This is a genomic window from Rhizobium sp. BK098, from assembly GCF_014193155.1.
GTDB lineage: Bacteria > Pseudomonadota > Alphaproteobacteria > Rhizobiales > Rhizobiaceae > Rhizobium.
In genome coordinates this window covers 48,009-70,261 of sequence record NZ_JACHYY010000006.1, presented here as the reverse complement: position 1 = coordinate 70,261, position 22,253 = coordinate 48,009, and the positions used below count along the sequence as shown (strand labels likewise).

Here is a 22,253-nt window from a genome sequence, read left to right as displayed (position 1 = left end):
TATGGCTGGGTTGATCAGCTTGAACTCCAAGGAGCGTCCGAAGCTTTCCGTACAAAAGCTGCTTCTGGTCGTCGGCCTCGTCGGATTGATCTGGGCGCCGTTCCTCATCTACCCGATCTTCGTCATGAAGGTGCTCTGCTTCGCGCTGTTCGCCTGCGCCTTCAATCTGCTACTCGGTTATGCCGGCCTGCTCTCCTTCGGCCATGCCACCTTCTTCGGAGGCGCGGCCTATTTTACCGCCCACGCCGTGAAGGAATGGGGGCTCCCGCCCGAACTCGGCATCCTGATCGGCGTCGCCGGCGCGTCCTTGCTTGGCTTGGTCATGGGCTTCGTCGCCATCCGCCGGCAGGGTATCTATTTCGCGATGATCACGCTGGCGCTGTCCTACATGTTCTATTTCTTCTGCCTGCAAGCGGCTTTCACCCATGGCGAGGATGGCATTCAGTCGGTGCCGCGCGGCTATCTCTTCGGCGTCCTCGATCTCAGCAACTCTTTCAACATGTATTATTTCGTCCTTGCGGTTTTTCTGATCGGCGTGCTGATCATCTGGCGTTTCATCAATTCGCCCTTCGGGATGATCCTGAAATCGATCCGCGAGAACGAGCAGCGGGCGATCTCGCTCGGCTATTCCGTCGCTCACTACAAGCTCGGCGCATTCGTCATGTCGGCGGCGCTGGCGGGGCTTGCCGGTGCGGTCAAGGCGCTGGTCTTCCAGTTCGCGACGCTCACCGATGTCGCCTGGCAGATGTCCGGCGAAGTCATTCTCATGACGCTCCTCGGCGGCATCGGCACGCTGATCGGCCCGATTTTCGGTGCGGGCTTCGTGGCGACGCTGGAAAACTATCTCGCCACTTCGGAATTCCCGGTCACCATCATCACCGGCATCGTCTTCATGGTCTGCGTTTTACTCTTCCGCCGCGGTGTGGTGGGCGAGTTCTATGCCTCAAGGCTGGGACGGAAGCTGGGATTTGAATATCGCCGCTGACTGCTTGATTTCCTTCTCCCCGTTTTGACGGGGAGAAGGTGCCCGGAGGGGGGATGAGGGGCTATTCCGAGGGTAGTTTGAAAACCGAGTTCTGCCGAACCTTCCGGCCCCTCACCCTAACCCTCTCCCCGCTGGCAGGGAGAGGGGATCACTGAGTTTGAACATGGATCGCTTCGATTATATCATCATCGGTGCCGGCAGTGCCGGATGCGTGCTGGCCAACCGGCTTTCGGCCGACCGCAACAATAGGGTGCTGCTTCTGGAAGCCGGCGGCAACGACAATTACCACTGGATCCATATCCCGGTCGGCTACCTTTATTGCATCAACAACCCGCGCACGGACTGGTGCTTCACCACATCGCCGGAAGCAGGGCTGAACGGCCGGTCGCTGAACTATCCGCGCGGCAAGGTACTCGGCGGCTGCTCCTCCATCAACGGCATGATCTACATGCGCGGCCAGGCGCGCGACTATGATCTCTGGCGTCAGCTCGGCTGTGCCGGCTGGGGCTGGGACGATGTGCTGCCCTATTTCGTCAAGTCCGAGGATCACTATCGCGGCAAGGACGAGATGCATGGCGCCGGCGGCGAATGGCGGGTCGAGAAGGCGCGCGTGCGCTGGGCAGTGCTCGATGCCTTCCAGGCCGCGGCCAAGGAGGCCGGCATCCCGGAGACAGCGGATTTCAATCGCGGCAACAACGAAGGTTCCGGCTATTTCGACGTCAACCAGCGCTCCGGCATCCGCTGGAACACGACGAAAGCCTTCCTGCGCCCGGCGATGAAGCGCGGCAATCTCATCGTCTATACCAAGGCGCACGTCCGCCGGCTGATCGTCGAGGGGGATGCCGTCACCGGCGTCGAATTCCAGCACGATGGTGTGACGAAGCGCGCTTATGCGAACAAGGAGACAGTACTCTCAGCCGGCTCCATCGGCTCGCCGCACATTCTCGAGCTCTCAGGCATCGGCCATGGCGAGGTGTTGAGCAAAGCCGGCATCGACGTCGTGCGCGAGGTTCGGTCCGTCGGCGAAAACCTGCAGGATCATCTGCAGCTTCGCCTCGCCTACAAGGTGACCGGCGTGCCCACGCTGAACGAGAAGGCGACGAAACTGATCGGAAAGGCGGCGATTGGCCTCGAATATCTGGTGCGCCGTTCAGGCCCCATGGCGATGGCGCCGAGCCAGCTCGGCATATTTACCCGCTCCGGGCCGGACAAGGAAACACCGGACCTGCAATATCATGTGCAGCCGGTCTCGCTCGACAGGTTCGGTGATCCCGTTCATCCCTTTCCGGCGATCACCGCGAGTGTCTGCAATCTCCGTCCCGAAAGCCGCGGTTCCGTGCATGTACGCAGCCCCGATTTCGCGATGCAGCCGGCCATCAGTCCGAACTATCTCTCTGCCGCACGCGACCGGGAAATTGCCGTGCGCTCCATTCGCCTGACGCGGCGCATCGTCGCCCAGCCCTCCTTTTCCCGGTTCCGGCCGGAGGAATTTAAGCCGGGGCCGGCCTATGAGACGGATGCCGATCTGGAGCGCGCCGCCGGCGATATCGGCACGACGATTTTCCATCCGGTCGGCACGTGCCGCATGGGCGGTGATGCGCAAAGCGTCGTCGATCCCCGCTTGCGGCTCAGAGCATTGGCAAGGCTGCGTATCGCCGACGCCTCCGTCATGCCATCGATCACCTCGGGAAACACCAATTCGCCAACCATCATGATCGCCGAGAAGGCAGCCGAAATGATCCTTGCCGACAACAGATGAAGCCCTATTCATGGATGACAGCAGGGATAGGAGATTTGCATGGATAGCACGGACGAAGTCATCATTGAGCGGCGCGGATCGGCCGGCATTATCAAGCTTAACCGCCCGAAGGCGCTGAATAGCCTGACATTGCCGATGGTGCGGGTCATTGCGCCGGCCCTGGAGGATTTCGCCGCGGATCCGAAGGTCGCAAGCGTCATCGTCCTGGGCGAGGGGGAACGTGGCTTCTGCGCAGGCGGTGATATCCGCGTGCTGCATCGGAGCGGCAAGGAGGGCACTGATGAAGCGGAAACCTTCTGGCGCGAGGAGTTTCTGCTCAACCATGCCATCTCGCGCTATCCCAAACCCTATGTCGTGTTGATGGACGGCATCACCATGGGCGGCGGCGTCGGCCTCTCGGCCCACGGCAGCCATCGCGTCGTCACCGAACGCACGTGCCTTGCCATGCCCGAAACCGGCATTGGCTACTTCCCGGATGTCGGTGCCACTTGGCTGCTGCCGCGCGCGCCGGGCGAAGCCGGCACTTGGATGGGTCTGACCGGGCAGACCGTCGGTGCAGCCGATGTTATCCACGCCGGTTTTGCCGATCATTGTGTCGCGTCTTCCGCATTGCCAGCCCTCATCGATGCGATAGCCGCGCTGCCCGCTGCGGCCTCTACCGCAGACGTGCACGCTCTCATAAGGACGATGGCTGTAGATGCCGGCGAAAGCCGGCTTGCGGCAAACCGCGATGTGATCGATCGGACGTTTTCGGCAGACACGGTGGAGGAAATTCTGAAGTCCTTGGCCGGAGAACCGGGAGAGTTTGCCGCAGAAGCTGCAAGCGTGATCGCCAGCCGCTCGCCGACGAGCCTGAAGCTGACCTTGCGGCTGCTCAGGGCAGGGCGAACGAGCGCTAATCTGGCCGAATGCCTTGATCGTGAACTCGGCGCCTGTAAGGGCATATTGTATAATCACGATTTCTACGAGGGCGTGCGCGCCGCCGTCATCGACAAGGACCGCAATCCGAAATGGTCTCCGGCGAGCCTTTCCGAAGTGACGGCGGATGCCATCGACCGTTTCTTCATACCGGCGCAGCCGCCGCTTTTCGCAAGATAACCGATCATGGGAGGAAAACATCATGACGCGGATCGCATTCATCGGCCTCGGCAATATGGGAGGCCCGATGGCCGCCAATCTCGTCAAGGCCGGCCACGCCGTCACAGGATTCGACCTCTCGCATGATGTGCTGAAGGCGGCCGAGGCGGCGGGCGTGAAAGCCGCCAGCGTGCTGACCGAGGCCCTGGCCGATGCAGAAGTGGTCGTGACCATGCTGCCGAAGGGCCAGCATGTCCTGACCGTCTGGACCGACGTGCTACGCTCCGTGCCCAAGGGAACCTTACTGATCGACAGCTCGACCATCGACGTCGACAGCGCCCGCAAGGCGCATGCCATGGCAGGCGATGCCGGCTGCCTCTCACTCGACGCGCCGGTGTCCGGCGGCACCGGAGGGGCCGCGGCCGGGACGCTGACCTTCATGGCCGGCGGCTCGGCGGAAAGCTTCGCCGCTGCCAAACCGCTGCTCGAGGTGATGGGCAAGAAGATCGTCCATTGCGGCGATCCCGGCGCCGGCCAGGCCGCGAAGATCTGCAACAACATGATCCTCGGTATCTCGATGATCGGCGTCTGCGAGGCCTTCGTGCTCGGCGAAAAGCTTGGCCTTTCGCACCAGGCTCTCTTTGACGTCGCTTCGACCTCCTCCGGCCAATGCTGGTCGATCAATACCTATTGCCCGGTGCCCGGCCCTGTGCCGACGTCGCCCGCCAACAACGACTACAAGCCCGGTTTTGCCGCCGCCTTGATGCTGAAGGATCTGCGCCTGTCACAGGAAGCGGCGCTCTCCAGCGGCGCGTCGACGCCTCTGGGTGCTGAAGCCGCGCAGCTTTACGCGCTCTTCGAAAAGCTCGGCAACGGCGGCCGCGATTTTTCGGCGATCATCGAGATGTTTCGCGAGGCGAAGCGGGTATAACGCGCGGCGATCGAGTGAATTGAAAGCTCGGATTGCCCCTCACCCCAACCCTCTCCCCGCTCGCGGGGAGAGGGGGAATTGTGCCCCAAACAAGTTCCGTTCAAGAGGAGGCCTGCTGCCTTGTGAGGTCGTCCCCTCTCCCCGCTCGCGGGGAGAGGGCTAGGGTGAGGGGCCACGCACGATGATGCGGCACCAATAAACATGCCTGACCTGCCGCCTCAATAACCCCAACTCACCGCCACATGCCCCGCATGCGCGCACCCACATCGACGCGCACCTCGCGCGCCCGAATGGCGGCAGCGCTTTCAGCCCGTGCCTGCGGCCAGCCGCAGACCTCGAAAAATTGCAGCAATGTTGCCGGAATGAAGCGGGTGCGCGAGGCGAAGACATGCTTGTCGCCCTGCGCATGCTGGCCGTGCACGAAGAACCGCTGCGGAATGACGAGATCGAGATTGTCCTTAGCCCGCGTCATCGCGACATAGAGCAGCCGTCGTTCCTCCTCGATTTCGGCGGATGATCCGACGGCGAGATCGGCGGGGATGCAGCCATCGACGGCGTTGAGGATGAAGACCTTCGTCCACTCCTGGCCCTTGGCGGAATGGATAGTGGAGAGGATCAGATAGTCCTCATCGAGTAGCGGCACACCCGCCTGGTCGCTGGTGGCGTCGGGCGGATCGAGCGTCAGCTCGGTGAGGAAGCGCTCACGCGAGCCGTAGCCCGCGGCAATCTGTTCGAGCTGGACGAGATCCGCCTGGCGGGTCGATGCATCCTCATATACGCGTTCCAGATGCGGTTCGTACCATTGGCGAACGAGGCCGATTTCCGATGGCCAGCCGGCCTTCCCGCTTTTGACCTCCCGCATCGTCTCGACAAAGGCGGTCCAATCGTCTCCCGTGCGCGGTGGCGGCGGGAGTTCTGTGAGTGCCGTGATCGGGCTTGCATCTTCGCCGATCTGGTCGAGTACGCGCTGTGCTGTCGCAGGGCCGACGCCGGGCAGGAGCTGCATCAGGCGGAAGCCGGCCACGCGGTCGCGCGGATTCTGGGCGAAACGCAGCGCCGCCAGCATGTCCTTGACATGGGCGCTGTCAAGGAATTTCAGCCCGCCGAATTTGACGAAAGGGATGTTGCGGCGGGTGAGCTCCACTTCCAGCGGGCCGCTATGGCTCGAAGTGCGAAAAAGCACCGCCTGCTGCTTGAGCCTTGCGCCACCCTCGCGATTTTCCAGCACCTGATCGGCGATGTAGCGCGCCTGATCGGCCTCGTCGCGCACGGTCACCAGCCGCGGCCGCTCTACGCTTTGCCGCTCCGTGCGCAGGTTCTTGGTGAAGCGCTCGGACGCAAGATCGATCACGGCGTTAGCTGCAGCTAGGATCGGCTGTGTCGAGCGATAGTTGCGGTCGAGCGTGACAATATCGGCCGATGGCGTAAAAGCCTTGGGGAAATCGAGAATGTTGCGTACGGTGGCGGCACGGAAGGAATAGATCGATTGCGCGTCGTCGCCGACGACGGTCAATCCCCGGCCATCCGGCTTCAGGGCGAGCAGGATGGAGGATTGCAGCCGGTTGGTGTCCTGATATTCGTCGACGAGTACATGGTCGAAGCGGCTGCCGATATCCTCGGCGATCAGAGGCTCCTGCAGCATATGCGCCCAATAGAGCAGCAGGTCGTCGTAATCGAGCACGTTCTGCACCTGCTTTGCCTCGACATAACAGGCGAAAAGATCGCGCAGCTGCTGCTCCCACATGGCGCACCAAGGGAAGAAGTCGCGCAGCACGCCGTCGAGCGGCGCTTCGGCGTTGACGGAGCGCGAATAGATGGCAAGGCAGGTCGCCTTGGTCGGGAAGCGGTTCTCCGTCTTCGAAAAGCCGAGGTCGTGGCGCGCCAGATTCATCAGGTCGGCACTGTCTTCGCGGTCGTGGATCGTGAAGGCCGGGTCGATGCCGATCTGTTCTGCATAATCCCGCAGCAGGCGCGCGCCGATGCCGTGGAACGTACCTGTCCAGGCAAGTGCATCGGCGGTGATGCCGGAATTCGCACCCAGCACCTCGCGGCAGATGCGCTCGACGCGGCGGCCCATTTCGGCGGCGGCGCGGCGCGAAAAGGTCATCAGCAGGATGCGGCGCGGGTCTGCGCCTTTGACGATCAGATGCGCGACGCGATGCGCAAGCGTATTCGTCTTGCCGGAGCCGGCTCCGGCGATGACCAGCAGAGGCCCGGCAATATGACCGTCGCCTACAGTCGTGCCGTGTTCCACCGCCAGCCGTTGCTCCGGGTTCAGCTTTTCCAGATAGGCGGCGGTCATCAACTCTCCTGACTACCTCCGGCGGCCGGCGCGGAGCGCGATATGCGGCGAATCGCAAACGCGAAGATATAGGAACGTTCTATGGATGTTCCGAATCGCTAAAGCCTGTCAAGATTAACAGGGCTCGCACGCGGATGTGACCTCTGGCGCAAGAATCTTATCGGGATTTGCATTCGCCCGGCTCGAAAAGGATCTTCTTCGTGCTTATGTATCATTTCGGCGCAGCATTTTGAGTTTTTGGGGCTTCGTAATGCGTAGAATGAAGGTTTCAAAACATGAACGAAACGATTGCCACCGGGCTGCGTCTGCCTAGCGGCCTCGTGGCCTTGCCGGACGGTCGCCTCGCGGTCGTAGAAATGGATGCCAGTCGCCGCTGTCTGAAACTTTTCGACGCAAGCGGCGTACCGCAGGAACTTTGCCGGGTCGGCGGCTGGCCGATGGGGATTGCGGCGGATGGTGACGGATGTTTCTGGGTAGCCAATGGCCCGGAGAATTCCCTTGTCAGATTGTCGGCGCAAGGCCGCGTCCTGCAGGTCATTGAAGGCAGCGCCGATGGTCCGTTTCTCCATCCGAATGCACTCGCTTTCGGACCTGACGGCCTGCTTTATATGATCGATTCCGGTATCCGCCTTGCCAATCTTCTCGAAGGCGGCCACATCCATCCCGATTTCTTCAAGGCGGCTTATAATGGCTGCGTCTATCAGATCGATCCGTCGGAGGGCCGGGTCATCCGGGTCCTGGCAGCCGGCTTGCTCTTTGCGAGCGGTATTGCCTTCGGTACCGACGGATTGCTCTACTATAGCGAAACGCTGACCGGAAAAATCTATCGGCAGGTCGTGGGCGGCAGGCAGGAAATGTTTGTCCAGTCGATGACATCCCCTGCCGTCAATGCGCTGCGCGGACCGGCAGGCCTCGCTTTTGATCGCAGTGGCATGCTGTATTGTGCCATGTACGGCCTAGGTGAAATTTCCATGGTGGACACCGAGGGAAAAATGGCCGGCCATATCCGCACCGACGGCACAAGGCCGGCCAATATCGCCTTCACCGTGGACGGCAAGCATCTGCTCGTCAGCGAGCAGGAAAACGGAGTTGTAGAAAAGATTACGGCCCCGCGTCCGGGCTTGCCTTTGCATATGCCGCCGATTTCGTAAGCGGCTGGAGGACATGCCCGGACGCCGGGCATGTCCTCTTTTCATGTGTTAAGCAGCAGGAATCTGCTTGTTGTCCTTACCGGACTTGCCGTCTGCCGACGCCGTGTCATTGGCGACCGGCTTGGCATGACGGCGACGCCAGTCGCCGAGGAACAGCAGGATCGGCGCCGCGATGAAGACCGATGAGGCGCCGGCGACGAGGATGCCGAACACCATGGGGATCGCGAAGCTGGAGACGGCGCTGCCGCCCCAGATCGCCATCGGCACCAGCGCCAGGAAGGCGGTGGCATTGGTATAGAGGCTTCGCGCCAGGGTCTCGTTGATCGACTTGTCGATGATGTCGCGCAGCGGCATCGACTTGTAGAGCCGCATGTTTTCACGCATGCGGTCATAGACCACGACCTTGTCGTTCACCGAGTATCCCACAAGCGTCAGGATCGCGGCGATGGCCGTCAGGTTGAAATCGAGGCCGGTGATCGCGAAGAAGCCGATCGCCTTGGTCACATCGAGCACCAGCGTGACGATGGCGCCGACCGCGAACGGCCATTCGAACCGCACCCAGATATAGACGAGCATCGCCAGGCTGGCGATTACGACCGACAGGATGCCGGCCCAGGCAAGCTCGCCCGAGACCTTCGGACCGATGACATCGGTGCCTTCGATGGTCGCGCTTGGGTCGATCTTGACGATTTCGGCCTTGAGCTTGGTCACTGCCGCCGTCTGCGCCTCTTCGCCGCCGTCCTGGCGCTGGGCGCGGACAAGAAGGCTGTTGTTGTCGCCGAAGGACTGCAATGCGATTTCGCCGAGGCCGAGCGTGTTCAAGCCCTCGCGGAACGTGGACAGATCGGCTGCGTCCTTGGTCTTGACCGACATCTGGATGCCGCCGCGGAAATCAACGCCGTAGTTGAGGCCCGGATGGATGAACAGAACCACCGAGGCGATCGACAGGATCGCCGAGACGGTGACGCCGAAGAAGCGGGCCTTCATGAACTGGATGTGCTTGTCGTAGGGGCTGAAGGGGATCAGCGGTCTGATGTTGATCACCTTCAGCTTGCGGCGACGGGTGATGGCGATCATCACGACGCGTACGAAGGCGACGGAGGTGAACATCGAGATAATGAGACCGAGACCCATGGTCACGGCAAAGCCGCGAACGGGGCCGGAGCCGAAGTAGAACAGGATCGCGGCGGCGATGAGGGCTGTCATGTTGCCGTCGATGATCGTCGAATAGGCCTTCTTGAAACCATTGTCGATAGCGGCGAAGGCGCCGCGGCCCTTGCGGGTTTCTTCGCGGATGCGCTCGTTGATGAGAACGTTGGCATCAACCGCAAGGCCGATACCAAGGACGATACCGGCGATGCCGGGCAGCGTCAGCGTGGCGCCGACAAGCGTCAGGGCCGAGAAGGTCAGGACCGTGTGGATGAGCAGCGCGACATTGGCGAGAATGCCCCAGGCGCCATAGAGCACGAAGATGAAGGCGGCAACCAGGACGAAGCCGACGAGGCCGCTATAGATGCCCTTCTGGATCGCGTCGCTACCGAGATCGGCGCCGACGGTGCGTTCTTCGATGACGGTGAGCTTGGCGGGCAGAGCGCCGGCGCGCAGCAGGGCTGCAAGCGTGGTGGCGCTTTCTGCGGTGAAGTTGCCGGAGATCTGGCCTGAACCGCCGGTGATCGGCTCGCGGATATTCGGTGCGCTCAGCACCTTGTTGTCGAGAACGATTGCGAAGGGCTTGCCGACATTTTCGCGGGTGATTTCGGCAAAGCGGTTGGCGCCGGCGCTGTCGAAGCGGAAGGTGACGAGCGGCTCGTGCGTGTTCGGATCGAAGCTGACGCGGGCGTCCGTCAGACGGTCGCCGGATAGTTCGATGCGGTCGAGAACCGGATAGCTGGTGCCCCGCTCGTCCTTCATGATGGTGACGCCGGGAGGCGGATTGTTTGGATCGGCATTGTCGGCGAGCAGGTGGAAGGACATCTTCGCGGTCGAACCGAGAAGCTCGCGCAGATGCGAGGGATCCTGCGCACCCGGAAGCTGGACGAGAACGCGGTTCGGTCCGACGCGCTGAATGGTCGGCTCGGCAACGCCCACCTGGTCGACGCGCTTGCGGATGACTTCAAGGCTCTGCTGGACGGCGGAATCGACGTTGGCCGAAATGCCGGCTTGCGAGAAGGACATCGCGATCGTCGCGCCATTCGGCGTGATGTTGAGATCGGACTGACCGGCTGAGAGGCCGGATGTGATCGTATTGGCAAGCGTGCGCAGTTGCGTCACTGCATCGCTGCTCTGCGAGGGATCAGTGAGCGTCACGACGATCTGATCGCCGTTGCGGATGATCGAGCGGGTCTGGATGTTCTTGTCGCGCAGCACGCGCCGGGCGTCCTGCTGCAGCGATTGCAGCCGGCCGTTCGTCAGATCCTTCTCGTCGACTTCAAGAACGAGATAGGAACCGCCGCGAAGGTCGAGGCCGAGCGAAACCTGGCTATGAGGCAGCCAGGATGGGATCTTGCTGAGAACCGACTGCGGCAGCACGTTCGGCATTGCAATCAGAAAGCCGATGACGATGACCACTGTATAGAGTGCCACGAGCCATGGTGAGGTACGCATGGGTATTATCCTTGAAAATAGGCTTATGCCGACGGCCTGGCCGCAGGCGGACTTGAGGTCTTATCGGAAATGCGGCGCGTAGGCGCCAACGCTTAGGTGAGCGCGCCTGGAGGCGCGCGCGCTAGATAGGCGCGAAACGCCAGGGATTCGAGCCGTGCGGCATCTTTCGGGCGGCTCAGCAGCCAGGAGGTCGCCGGATATCCGAGGGTGGGCAGGGCGGCAAGTGTTGCAGGGCCGAGGTCTTGCCATGCGGCCTTCGGCGTCACCAGCCGGTCGGCGACGGTAATGCCGCGCACCGGATCGCGCAGGGAAAGGTAGAGGGGCTGACTGTCCTTGCCTGAGGAGAGGGCTTCGGCATCGGCGCGCGTGGCAAGATTGATGCCGCCGCCGAGCGCCAGTCCGATATAGGCGAAAAATGCGACGAACAGCGAGGCGATCACGCGCGCTCCGGCGCGATGCGTCCTCTCGTCTCCATCTTCGCTGTCGGCGGCGCCGAATTCGAGCGGGCTCAACGGTCCAAAATGCCTTCATTCCTTTGCCGGAGCGAACTCCGGCGGTTCGGTCATGATAACAGGACGCCTAGCGTCTTCCTAGTAGCGGCCTGTCATGATGCAGTTGCACGAGCCGGTCAACAGTCCCGGCTCGATTTCTTAATTTTCCGCCGCACCCGTTACTGACGGTTTGGGCGCCAGACAGGATGCCGGCACGCGATAGGCGTAGAGCGTCTTGCCCTTCATTGCGCCATAGGGCGGCGACCAGCTCTTCAGGGGCTCGGCCCGGCCTTCCGGGCACTCGATCGGATCGTTGTCGACGAACAATACCGGACCGGTCACACTGGCCGGCAGGGAAAAATCCTGCTCATAATAGTTGTGGGGGAAGCCGCCGAAAGGGCGGGCATAGATACGGAACGGCTTGCCCTTCAGCGTATAGTAGAGATCGGCAAGGATATCGCGATCCTGCGCGACGATTTCGGTCATCTTCGCCTGCGTGGCGATATCGGCGATTTCTTGACTGATGACGCTACGGCCGACATAGCGCTTCATAACGAGATTGCCGTTCGGCAGTTTGATGTCATAGGCGAAGACCGTCAGTACCGGGATCACGACGGCGACGACGGCCCCTATGATCAGCGAGGTGCTCAGCCCCTTTTTCGTCAGCCGATAGAGCAGCCATACGGCAAGAATGGTACCGGCGGCATAGGCCGAGACTGCCCAGTTGGCATAGGCCTTGGCGAGAAGTGCCTGCAGCGTGATCAGCGCTACGACAGGCACTGACAGCCAGAACAGCAGCTTTTCGCGGTCGTCGCTCTGTCCACGGATCAGGCGCCACGTTGCCCACAAGAGCGCAAAGAAGACGACCGGGCCAACTACGCCGAACTGCGCGCCGAAGAAGCTGAGCCCGTTGAGTATGTGCTTCGCCAGAGTGTTGCCGCTGCCGCTCTTGCTCCATTGGGCGATGTTTTCCGTGTGCTTTATGGTCGCCGCATCATGGGTAAGGTTCCACCAGAGATTAGGGGAAACGACGATGGCGCCGACGATGGCGGCAATCACCATATCCCGCCAGGCGATCCGCGCCGAACGCATCGTCAGCATGGCAATCCCGACGCCCGGTAGAAGGAAGAGCACCGAATATTTCGTCAGGAAAGCGCAACCGAGGCTGGCGCCGAGAATGACGGCTTCCAGTACCGAGGAGCGCCTGGTCAGACCGATAAAGGCCCAGATGGCGATCGTCACGAACAGGATCTGGATCGTATCGGTCGATACCAGCACGGCGGAAAGCGAGGCAGCCGGCAGGGTGATGAAGATGACGCCGACCCATGGCGCAATCTCGCGTCCGGTCTCGTCGTCGATCAGCCGCCGCGTGGTGCACATCAGCATCAGGGCGGTGGCAAGATGGAAGAGCGGCGCCGATATGCGGATCCAGAAGGTCGAATCCGAGCCGGAGATCGCATTGAAGAAGCGGATGACCCAGGCAATCATCGGCGGCTTGGAATAATAGCCGAAATCCAGATTCTGGCCCCAGAACCAATATTGCGCCTCATCGACGAAGAGGTCCGTCTTGTTGAGGAGCAACATGAGCACGCGCCAGAGCGTCACTCCGAAGATGATCGCGAGGGCGAGCCCCAGCGAAAGTTTCTGGGCGTTTGTTCGGGAATGGGTCGTGTCGAGCATTAAAAGATGGGTCTCGGTGCCTGATCGTGAGGCTTAATACGGAACTATTGAGGCCAAAGCTAGCTCCCTGCCGTCCGTAAGAACAGCAGCGCTCGCCGTCTTGGCCACGAGCTGCCATATGTCCGATCTTGGATCTGAGATGTCCGTTACAGCTTTGTCTAGAGAATGCGGCTAGTGGCTTTGCCGCGCGCCTCTTCGAGACGATATAGAAGCATGAAGGCCGTAAGCGTCAGGCTGGCCATCAGCGAGGCTGTCAAACCAAGAACAATCATTGCTCTCTCCGTAACGACATCGAAACTGTCTATCCCTTGGGTAGTAAGGGATGAAGCTTGCTCGTGACTTACGATCGATGTTCTTTTCCGGCAACAAAGTAGTCGCTAATTTAGTAGGGATAACTACGAGCCGCGTCTCGTCCGTCATTAACCTTCGGGCAAGGAATTAACCATAAATATTGAACTTGAACGTCGGAATGGGAAAATTGTGACTCGTTCTCACCAGGCATGAAGCCGCCCCGTCGTACCGGGTCCGATCCGGTATCCATGTCATCAAACAGGTCCGCAACAGACTTTGATGAACGAGCGAGCTTCGGTGCCTCGATCAGTCGATCGACGGCGACGGCTGCCTTTTCTCGCCTCCTCATTGCGCCTGGCACGGATCATCAGCGGTTTCGCCGGCGCTTCAATGCGCGGCAGTTCGGCAGGGGCGACTTTGGCGCAGGATACGCCTTCAGATCAGGCAGGCAGGGCGCAGGCTGGCAGCCTTCGCGATCGCTTGCGCTTTGCTGGTCTCGATGCGGGACAATGCGAAACGCTGCGCCGTCACCGGCCGATGCTCGAGGCACATCTGAAAGCCGGCCTGCGCGATCTTTTCCTCCGTTTCCAGACCTATCCCGACGCTGCGCGCAATTTTTCGAGCGAAAGCCAGCTCGTACGGCTCCAGGATTTGCACTCCTCGCACTGGGATGTGCTGACGGATGCTCGCTTCGACAGCCTCTATGCCGAGCGCGTCAAGGTTCTGTCCGACAGCGAAAGCAAGATGGGGCTCGATCCGCGCTGGCATGTTGCGGGCCATGGTGTGATGCTGGAGCATCTTCTTTCCGGCCTTCTCGAAGATATGGGCGGCCGCGCCATTCTGCCGGGAGCCAAGCGCCGCGCCCGCGAGCTCAGCGAACTCGTGACATCGGTCGTGCGCTTGGTGATGGTCGATGCCGAGATTGCCGTATCGTTGCGGTTCAACGAATTGCGGGTCGGTCACCAGCGGGCGCTGGCCGAACAGCGGGCTGCCGACCGCGCCGAGGCAGCGGCCTTGATTGCCGATCTCGCCAACGGCCTTACCGCTCGCGATCTGACGACCCGTATGCCGATGGATTGTCCCGAGGCCTATACCGAAGTGGCGGAAGCCTTGAACGTGGCGCTTACTGATATTCAGCAGCAGTTTTCGGCGCTGTCCGGTGGTGTGCAGGCGGCCGAAGCGACGAGCGACGCCATTTCTCGCGCCTCGAAATCCCTGGCGGAAAAATCGTTCGAACAGTCGCAAGGACTTGCGGCCTCTGCAAAGCAGCTAGCGGAACTGGCCGAACAGGTGCGCGGCAATGCAGCCAATACCCGCTCGGCCGAGCGCGTCACCGCATCGACCCGAGTGGCGGCCGAAGACAGCGGCAAGATCGTCGGGCAGGCGATATCGGCCATGGCCGATATCGAAACGTCAGCTGAAAAGATCGGCCAGATCATCGGCGTCATCGATGAGATCGCTTTCCAGACCAATCTTCTTGCGCTGAATGCCGGCATCGAGGCCGCCCGCGCCGGTGATAGCGGCCGCGGCTTTGCCGTCGTTGCGCAGGAAGTCCGCGCGCTTGCCCAGCGTTCCGCCGATGCCGCACGCGAGATCAAGGTTCTGGTAACGGGCACCAAGGCGCAGGTGGATGCCGGCGTGCAGATGGTCGGCCGCACCCAGGAAGCGATCGGCAGCATTGTCCGCCAGGTGACGGATATCAATGAAGCCATTTCCGGAATTGTCGCGGCGAGCGACGAACAAGTCGCCGGCCTCAAGGCACTGACATCAGATATCGGCGGCCATAGCGAGCGTGCGGCCGCTGCCGGCAGCGAGGCCAGCCGCTCCGAGGAAGGTGCCGATCACCTTCATTCCGTCGTCGTCGAACTCGGCCGGACCATCCGCGAATTCCGCATCGAGCGCGAGCGGCGGCATGTGGCCCCTGCCGTCCCGGTCAGGGCCGCGCAGCAACCGCAGCTCCCAGCCCGCGAGGAGCTCGGCATCACGCAGAACGAAGAGGATATGGCTGATTTCGGCTTCCCGCTTCGCAGGGCCGCAGCAGGAGGCGATCGCAATGCCTATTGATCTTTCAGTTTCATGCACATGCGGGCCGACGGGCCTGATTTCAGACAACGAGGAATGACGCGATGCCGAGCAGGAAAGGCGAAAAGACAATCAGTCTGGCCGCAGTGCTGGATCTCAACGAGGCCTCGAGCCTTCGCGGTACGCTGATGGGGTTGCGCGGCAGCAATGTCGCGATCGATGCGTCCGGTGTCGAAAGGATCGGGACTTTGTGCGTGCAGGTCATCATGGCTGCCGCCAAGACCTGGGATGAGGACAAACTCTCCTTCACCTTCTCCAAGGTGTCGGATGCATTTCAAAAAACGATGCAGGTGATCGGGGTGGATATCTCCCATCTGCTTGCCAAGGAGATCCGGCAATGAAGAAAAAAGTGCTGACGGTGGATGATTCTCGAACCATCCGAAACATGCTTCTCGTGACCCTCAACAATGCAGGCTTCGAGACCATTCAGGCCGAAGACGGTGTCGAGGGCCTGGAAATTCTGGAAGAAGCCAATCCTGACGTCATCGTCACCGATATCAATATGCCGCGTCTTGACGGCTTCGGTTTTATCGAGGGCGTTCGCCGCAACGACAGATACCGCGCCGTTCCGATCCTCGTGCTGACGACGGAAAGCGACGCGGAAAAGAAGAACCGTGCCCGCCAGGCCGGTGCGACCGGCTGGATCGTCAAGCCGTTCGATCCCGCCAAGCTGATCGATGCCATCGAGCGCGTAACCGCCTAGACAGGATCCATCCCTCATGGACATGAACGAAATCAAAGAGATTTTCTTCCAAGAGTGCGAAGAGCAGCTCGCCGAACTGGAATCCGGTCTCCTGAAAATGAATGATGGCGACCGTGACCCGGAAACCGTCAATGCCGTCTTCCGCGCCGTTCATTCCATCAAGGGTGGGGCGGGTGCCTTCGGTCTGGACGATCTTGTCGCCTTCGCTCATGTCTTCGAGACGACGCTCGATTGCGTTCGATCCAACAAGCTGGAGCCGACCCAGGATGTCCTGAAGGTCATGCTCAAGGCCGCCGACGTTCTGGCGGATCTCACCAATGCTGCTCGCGATGGCGGCAGCGTCGATCCGGCGCGTAGCCGCGGCCTTGTCAAGGAACTGGAAGCGCTGGCAAATGGCGATGTTCCCGCGCCGTCGGCAGCGGTGGTTGCCGAAGTTGCTCCGAAGTCCGTTGCGGCCGCGCCGACCGACGAAAGTGGTTTCCAGCCGATCCCCTTCAGCTTCGACGATGATTTCGGCAGCGACGAGCTGGCCGTTGATGCCAGGCCGGAATATGAAGTCAGCTTCAAGCCGCGGTCCGATCTCTACGCCAAGGGCAACGACGCGACGCTGCTGCTGCGCGACCTCTCGCGACTCGGCGAGATGAATATCTTCTGCGATATGGATGCATTGCCGGGCCTTCCCGACATCGATCCAGAAGGCGCCTATTTCAAATGGGCAATCTCGATCAAGACGGACAAGGGCGAAGACGCCATTCGTACCGTCTTTGAATTTGCCGAATGGGATTGCGATCTCGATGTCCAGCCGGTCGCAGGCGGCGGGTCTTCGACCAGCGAAGAGTTGCCAATGGTACCGGTGCCCTTCGATCTTTCGATCCTTGACAATGACGGCGCCGCCGCGGCTGCAGAGGCCGGAAAGGAAACACCGGCGCCCGGAAACGATGTCGCTGCCGCCGTTGCAGCTGCGGAAACCGCAAGCAATGTTACGCAGCTCGCCTCGGCCGCTGCACGCGTCGAGAAGAAAGAAGCCGCCCTCGCCGCAGCTGCCGCTTCTAATGCTGCCGCAGCGCAGAACAATGCCGCCGCAGCCGCCGGCCAGACCATCCGTGTCGATCTCGACCGCGTCGATCGTCTGATCAATCTCGTCGGCGAGCTTGTCATCAACCAGGCGATGCTCTCCCAGAGTGTCATCGAGAATGACAATAACGGCGTGTCCTCGATCAATATGGGTCTCGAGGAGCTGCAGCAGCTCACCCGCGAGATCCAGGACAGCGTCATGGCGATCCGCGCACAGCCGGTAAAGCCCGTCTTCCAGCGCATGTCGCGCATCGTCCGCGAAATCGCCGATATGACCGGCAAGTCGATACGCCTGATCACCGAGGGCGAAAACACCGAGGTCGATAAGACGGTGATCGACAAGCTTGCCGAACCGCTAACGCACATGATCCGCAATGCCGTCGATCATGGCATCGAAACGCCGGAAAAGCGCTCGACGCTTGGCAAGAACCCGGAAGGCACCGTCCGGCTGACGGCAAAGCATCGTTCCGGCCGCATCCTGATCGAGCTTGCCGACGACGGCGCCGGCATCAACCGCGAGAGGGTGCGCCAGAAGGCCATCGACAACGACCTGATCGCGGCAGACGCCAATCTGTCGGATGAGGAAATCGACAACTTGATCTTCCTGCCGGGCTTCTCGACCGCCGACAAGATTTCGGACATTTCCGGCCGCGGCGTCGGCATGGACGTGGTCAAGCGCTCTATCCAGGCGCTCGGTGGCCGCATCAACATCACCTCCAGGCCGGGGCAGGGCTCGGTCTTCACCATGAGCCTGCCGCTGACGCTGGCCGTTCTCGACGGCATGGTGGTCACGGTTGCCGGCCAGACCCTGGTCGTGCCGCTGACGGCGATCGTCGAGACGCTGCAGCCCGAGGCTTCCGCGATCCACTCCTTCGGCGCCAACCACCGCCTGATCTCGATCCGCAACAGCTTCTGCCCGCTGGTTGACGTCGGCCGCATCCTGAACTTCCGCGCCACACAGGCCAATCCGGTCGACGGCGTCGCGCTGTTGGTGGAATCGGAAGGCGGTGGTCAGCGTGCTCTCATGGTCGATGCCATCCAGGGCCAGCGCCAGGTCGTCATCAAGAGCCTCGAAGCCAACTACACGCATGTCCCGGGCATTGCTGCAGCGACCATCCTCGGCGATGGCCGCGTGGCGCTGATCCTGGATGTCGATGCGGTGGTCGGCGCTTCGCGCGGCCAGGCGCTGAAGCCCGAAATGTCTTACGCGGCGGCGGGGTGACTTGATGTCTTATGCCGTCAAGAACCTGAACCAGGGCAATCGCGAGCTGATCGCCTTTCGCATCGGCGACCAGGAATTCTGCGTTAACATCATGTCGGTTCGGGAAATCCGCGGCTGGACGCCCGCAACGGCCATGCCGCATGCGCCGGGATATGTGCTCGGGATCGTCAACCTGCGCGGCGCGGTGCTGCCAATCATCGATCTCTCCGCCCGGCTCGGGATGAAGCGGGCGGAACCGACAGTTCGGCATGTGATCATCGTGGCCCAGGTCAAGCGCAAGGCGGTCGGTCTTCTGGTCGATGCGGTTTCGGATATCCTGACCATTACCGACGACAGCATACAGCCGACGCCGGAGGTTTCCTCCGATCACGAGCGGCAGTTTGCCCGCGGCATCGTGGCGATCGATCGCCGCATGATCTGCCTGATCGAACTGGAAGCCCTGTTCCCTGAAAGCGAAAGCGAGGCTGCATGAGCATGATGGGAGCAATGGATTTTAAGGCGTCTCCGGACGAGGTGCTGGCGAGCGGCGAATACCCGCTGACGCGCCGCGACCTCTCGGAAATCGCCGCAATGATCTATGCGGATGCCGGCATTTCTCTCAACGAGAGCAAGGCGTCGCTGGTCTATTCCAGGCTGTCGAAGCATATCCGCGCGCTGGGCCTCGCCGGCTTCAGCGACTACTGCCAGCTGGTGTCTTCGCCGGCGGGAAGTGCGGCGCGTCGCGAGATGCTGTCGCATCTGACGACGAACTTCACCCGGTTCTTCCGCGAAAACCATCATTTCGATCATTTGCGCGACGAGGTTCTGCCTGGTCTCCTGGCGCGCGCCAAGGCCGGCGGCCGGGTGCGCATCTGGTCTGCCGCCTGCTCCGACGGGCAGGAGCCTTACTCGATTGCGCTGACGGTGCTTGCCTTGATGCCGAATGTGGCCGATTTCGATTTCAGGATCCTGGCGACGGATATCGATCCCAAGATCCTCGGGCTTGCCCGCGCCGGTGCCTATGATGAATCTTCGCTCGAAACGGTTTCTCCTGCCATGCGCAAGCAGTGGTTCCAGGAAGTCAATGTCCAGGGTCGCCGCAAATTCCAGATCGACGATCGCGTCAAGCGGCTCATCACCTTCAACGAACTGAACCTCCTCGGGCAGTGGCCCTTCAAGGGCCTGTTCGACGTCATCTTCTGCCGCAACGTCGTCATCTATTTCGATGAGCCGACCCAGACGAAAATCTGGACGCGCTTTGCCGGCCAGCTGCAGGATGCCGGCCATCTCTATATCGGCCACTCCGAGCGCGTAGCCGGGGAGGCCAAACACGTCTTCGACAATATCGGTATCACCACCTATCGCTATCTCGGCAAGACCGCAGGGAGGAAGCCATGAATTCTCCCGCTCGTGTTCTTGTCGTCGATGACTCCCCGACCATGCGGGGTCTCATCACCGCCGTCCTGCGTACCGATCCGGAGGTCGACGTCATCGGCCAGGCCGGCGACGCCTTGGAAGCGCGCGCCGCCATCAAGGCGCTCAATCCGGATGTCGTCACCCTCGATATCGAGATGCCGAACATGAACGGCCTCGAATTCCTGGAAAAGATCATGACGCTTAGGCCCATGCCGGTCATCATGGTCTCCACCATGACCCATCGCGGTGCCGACGCGACGCTTGCCGCCCTCGAAATCGGCGCATTCGACTGCGTCGGAAAGCCCTCGCCGGGCGAGCCGCATCCTTTCGGCGATCTGGCGGATAAGGTGAAGGCGGCTGCCCGCTCGCAGCGTCAGTATGTGAAGCCCACCGCTCAGCGCGTGCCGCCGCCGGCCGTCGCGGACTTCCGCGTGGGGCGTAAGATCGTCGCCATCGGTTCTTCCACGGGCGGCGTCGAGGCCCTGATCAATGTACTGCAGAAATTCCCAGCCAACTGCCCGCCGACCGTCATCACGCAGCATATGCCGCCGACCTTTACGCGCAGCTTCGCGGAGCGGCTGAACCGTCTCTGCGCCCCTGTTGTCCAGGAAGCGACGGATGGCGCAAGGCTGGAAATCGGCAAGATCTATCTGGCGCCGGGCGGCGAAAGGCACCTGCGGGTCGCCAATACCTCCGCGCCCCATTGCCGTCTGGTGGACGGCGGGCCGGTGAACGGCCATCGCCCCTCTGTCGACGTGCTCTTTGATTCGGTTGCCGAGCTGGCAGGCCGCAATGCCGTCGGCGTGATCCTGACCGGTATGGGGCGCGACGGCGCCGCCGGTCTTCTTAAGATGCGCCACGCCGGGGCGCGTACCATCGGCCAGAACGAGAAGACCTGCGTGGTCTACGGCATGCCGAGGGTCGCCTATGAGCTTGGCGCCGTCGAACAACAGTTTCCGCTGAACGCCATTGGCGAGGAAATTTTGAAAATAACAGCCGCCCGAAAGGAAGGGAGCGAATAATGTCTCTAGCGGAGAAAATCAAAGTTCTGATCGTTGACGATCAGGTCACCAGCCGTCTTCTGCTCAGCGATGCGCTGACGCAGCTCGGCTTCAAGCAGATCACGGCTGCCGGCGACGGCGAACAGGGGATGAAAATCATGGAGCAGCAGCCCCATCATCTGGTCATCTCCGACTTCAACATGCCGAAGATGGATGGGCTTGGCCTCCTGCAGGCCGTCCGCACGAATCCGACGACGAAGAAGGCGGCCTTCATCATTCTGACGGCGCAGGGCGACCGGGCGCTGGTGCAGAAGGCAGCGCAGCTCGGGGCAAACAACGTGCTTGCCAAGCCCTTCACCATCGAAAAGATGAAAGCTGCCATTGAGGCTGTCTTCGGAGCTCTGAAATGATCGTCGAGGGTGCTGCCCGTCGCGTGCATATCATTCAGGGCGAGTACACGGTCATCAGTGATCCGGAAGTGGTGCTGACGACCATCCTCGGCTCCTGCGTGGCGGCCTGTCTGCGCGATCCCATCGCCGGCGTCGGCGGCATGAACCATTTCCTTCTCCCTGGAATGGCGAACTCGCCGATGAGCGGTGGCGATGCGACGCGTTACGGCGTGCACCTGATGGAACTTCTGATCAACGGTCTGCTGAAGAAGGGCGCAAGGCGCGACCGGCTGGAGGCGAAAGTCTTCGGTGGCGCCAAGACGATCGCGACCTTCTCCAATGTCGGCGAGCAGAACGCGATCTTTGCCATGCAGTTTCTGAAAGACGAGGGTATCCCGGTCGTCAGTTCCAGCACGGGCGGCGAGCACGGGCGCAAGATCGAATATTGGCCGATTTCCGGAAGAGCCAGGCAATATCCGCTGACCGGCGCCGAGACACAGAAGACCGTAGCGCTGGAGCAGCGTCCGGTCGTGGCTCCCAAGCCAGTCGACAACACGATCGAATTTTTCTGATCAGCGAGGCAAGTGCATGACCCCCTTTCAGCACGTTGAGACGGCTGCCATCGAGGAGACGCTTCCGGCTATCCTTCTGCGCATCGTTTCCGAATTGCATGACATCGCCTATCTGATCGAACGCGTCGAACCTCAGCTGCTTGACATCAGCGATGCCAATATACTGGCCTCGCCGGAGGCCATGAAGGTCGTCCAGGGCATCGATCTTGCGGTGCAGAAGACGCGCGGCATCGCCGAATTCATCGATACCATTGCCGGAGCGATGCCCGAGGCCTGGACGGTGGATCTGGCAACGGCGCTGAGCCTCGTCAAGCTCACAGAAATGCAAAGGGCGCTTGGCGGCAGCAGTTTTCACGCACATTCCCCGTCCATGGCCCAGCCCCTGGTCCAACCCATGGCAAAGGCTGCGGGCGATTTCGACTTCTTCTAGCTGCCGCCGACGATAGATACTGTTTTTCTTATATAATCTTCCGATTCTTTCCGGCTTTTTCCTGGGCTCTTCTGGCCGGACGAAACGCTCGCACAAGTTTCGATTTCTATTTTC

At 61.3% G+C, this 22,253-nt stretch carries 19 protein-coding genes; 15 read left to right on the top strand and 4 right to left on the bottom strand.

Translation table 11 applies throughout. The features are described from left to right. Window position 1 precedes the first annotated feature (1 nt). The 4 genes from FHT73_RS16755 to mmsB all read left to right on the top strand — a co-directional run bounded on the left by FHT73_RS16755 (window position 2) and on the right by mmsB (window position 4,752). On the top strand, window positions 2–985 hold the full coding sequence (locus FHT73_RS16755; protein ID WP_183713112.1) for a branched-chain amino acid ABC transporter permease: 984 nt from the start codon (window positions 2–4) through the stop codon (window positions 983–985). A 163-nt stretch (window positions 986–1,148) separates the two neighbouring features. Then, the gene (locus tag FHT73_RS16750; protein ID WP_183713109.1) at window positions 1,149–2,744 is read left to right on the top strand and encodes a GMC family oxidoreductase; all 1,596 of its coding nucleotides are present in this window, start codon (window positions 1,149–1,151) and stop codon (window positions 2,742–2,744) included. A gap of 39 nt (window positions 2,745–2,783) precedes the next feature. After that, entirely contained in the window at window positions 2,784–3,842 is a 1,059-nt protein-coding gene (locus tag FHT73_RS16745) for an enoyl-CoA hydratase/isomerase family protein (RefSeq protein WP_183713106.1), read from the top strand. A 22-nt stretch (window positions 3,843–3,864) separates the two neighbouring features. Beyond that, window positions 3,865–4,752: a 3-hydroxyisobutyrate dehydrogenase gene (mmsB, locus tag FHT73_RS16740; protein ID WP_112608085.1), complete on the top strand. Its 888-nt coding sequence runs from the start codon at window positions 3,865–3,867 to the stop codon at window positions 4,750–4,752. A gap of 232 nt (window positions 4,753–4,984) precedes the next feature. Here mmsB and FHT73_RS16735 read toward each other — a convergent pair whose 3' ends face one another. Beyond that, the gene (locus FHT73_RS16735) at window positions 4,985–7,054 is read right to left on the bottom strand and encodes an ATP-dependent helicase (RefSeq protein WP_112608087.1); all 2,070 of its coding nucleotides are present in this window, start codon (window positions 7,052–7,054) and stop codon (window positions 4,985–4,987) included. Window positions 7,055–7,329: 275 nt separating this feature from the next. On the opposite strand from FHT73_RS16735, the gene FHT73_RS16730 reads away from it, so the two are divergent. Continuing rightward, complete coding sequence (locus tag FHT73_RS16730; protein WP_183713103.1) at window positions 7,330–8,205, top strand: SMP-30/gluconolactonase/LRE family protein; 876 nt, start codon at window positions 7,330–7,332, stop codon at window positions 8,203–8,205. Between the two features lie 48 nt (window positions 8,206–8,253). Here the strand turns inward: FHT73_RS16730 and secD are convergent, their stop codons facing one another. The 3 genes from secD to FHT73_RS16715 form a co-directional block, all read right to left on the bottom strand. After that, the gene (gene secD / locus FHT73_RS16725) at window positions 8,254–10,809 is read right to left on the bottom strand and encodes a protein translocase subunit SecD (RefSeq protein ID WP_183713100.1); all 2,556 of its coding nucleotides are present in this window, start codon (window positions 10,807–10,809) and stop codon (window positions 8,254–8,256) included. A gap of 92 nt (window positions 10,810–10,901) precedes the next feature. Continuing rightward, the gene (locus tag FHT73_RS16720) at window positions 10,902–11,321 is read right to left on the bottom strand and encodes a hypothetical protein (RefSeq protein WP_183713097.1); all 420 of its coding nucleotides are present in this window, start codon (window positions 11,319–11,321) and stop codon (window positions 10,902–10,904) included. 138 nt (window positions 11,322–11,459) lie between these two features. Then, window positions 11,460–12,980, bottom strand: a complete 1,521-nt coding sequence (locus FHT73_RS16715; RefSeq protein ID WP_183713094.1) for a glycosyltransferase family 39 protein — start codon at window positions 12,978–12,980, stop codon at window positions 11,460–11,462. Between the two features lie 681 nt (window positions 12,981–13,661). On the opposite strand from FHT73_RS16715, the gene FHT73_RS16710 reads away from it, so the two are divergent. The 10 genes from FHT73_RS16710 (at window position 13,662) to FHT73_RS16665 (ending at window position 22,139) form a co-directional block, all read left to right on the top strand. Further along, the gene (locus FHT73_RS16710) at window positions 13,662–15,335 is read left to right on the top strand and encodes a globin-coupled sensor protein (protein ID WP_246712152.1); all 1,674 of its coding nucleotides are present in this window, start codon (window positions 13,662–13,664) and stop codon (window positions 15,333–15,335) included. A 62-nt stretch (window positions 15,336–15,397) separates the two neighbouring features. Next, complete coding sequence (locus tag FHT73_RS16705; protein ID WP_015338779.1) at window positions 15,398–15,694, top strand: STAS domain-containing protein; 297 nt, start codon at window positions 15,398–15,400, stop codon at window positions 15,692–15,694. Continuing rightward, window positions 15,691–16,056: a chemotaxis response regulator CheY1 gene (cheY1, locus tag FHT73_RS16700; protein WP_004128526.1), complete on the top strand. Its 366-nt coding sequence runs from the start codon at window positions 15,691–15,693 to the stop codon at window positions 16,054–16,056. The genes FHT73_RS16705 and cheY1 overlap by 4 nt, the downstream gene beginning before the upstream one ends. 16 nt (window positions 16,057–16,072) lie before the next feature. Beyond that, window positions 16,073–18,352, top strand: a complete 2,280-nt coding sequence (locus tag FHT73_RS16695; protein ID WP_183713091.1) for a chemotaxis protein CheA — start codon at window positions 16,073–16,075, stop codon at window positions 18,350–18,352. Between the two features lie 4 nt (window positions 18,353–18,356). Further along, the gene (locus tag FHT73_RS16690) at window positions 18,357–18,824 is read left to right on the top strand and encodes a chemotaxis protein CheW (RefSeq protein ID WP_112336546.1); all 468 of its coding nucleotides are present in this window, start codon (window positions 18,357–18,359) and stop codon (window positions 18,822–18,824) included. Further along, on the top strand, window positions 18,821–19,729 hold the full coding sequence (locus FHT73_RS16685) for a protein-glutamate O-methyltransferase (RefSeq protein WP_183713088.1): 909 nt from the start codon (window positions 18,821–18,823) through the stop codon (window positions 19,727–19,729). The genes FHT73_RS16690 and FHT73_RS16685 overlap by 4 nt, the downstream gene beginning before the upstream one ends. Then, on the top strand, window positions 19,726–20,769 hold the full coding sequence (gene cheB / locus FHT73_RS16680) for a protein-glutamate O-methylesterase CheB (RefSeq protein ID WP_183713086.1): 1,044 nt from the start codon (window positions 19,726–19,728) through the stop codon (window positions 20,767–20,769). The genes FHT73_RS16685 and cheB overlap by 4 nt, the downstream gene beginning before the upstream one ends. Next, window positions 20,769–21,158, top strand: a complete 390-nt coding sequence (locus tag FHT73_RS16675; protein ID WP_004128537.1) for a response regulator — start codon at window positions 20,769–20,771, stop codon at window positions 21,156–21,158. Before cheB ends, FHT73_RS16675 begins: the two co-directional genes overlap by 1 nt. Further along, a complete protein-coding gene (gene cheD / locus FHT73_RS16670; RefSeq protein ID WP_183713083.1) occupies window positions 21,155–21,709 on the top strand; it encodes a chemoreceptor glutamine deamidase CheD in 555 nt (184 codons plus the stop codon). The genes FHT73_RS16675 and cheD overlap by 4 nt, the downstream gene beginning before the upstream one ends. 16 nt (window positions 21,710–21,725) lie before the next feature. Beyond that, a complete protein-coding gene (locus FHT73_RS16665; protein WP_183713080.1) occupies window positions 21,726–22,139 on the top strand; it encodes a hypothetical protein in 414 nt (137 codons plus the stop codon). Window positions 22,140–22,253: the final 114 nt, after the last annotated feature.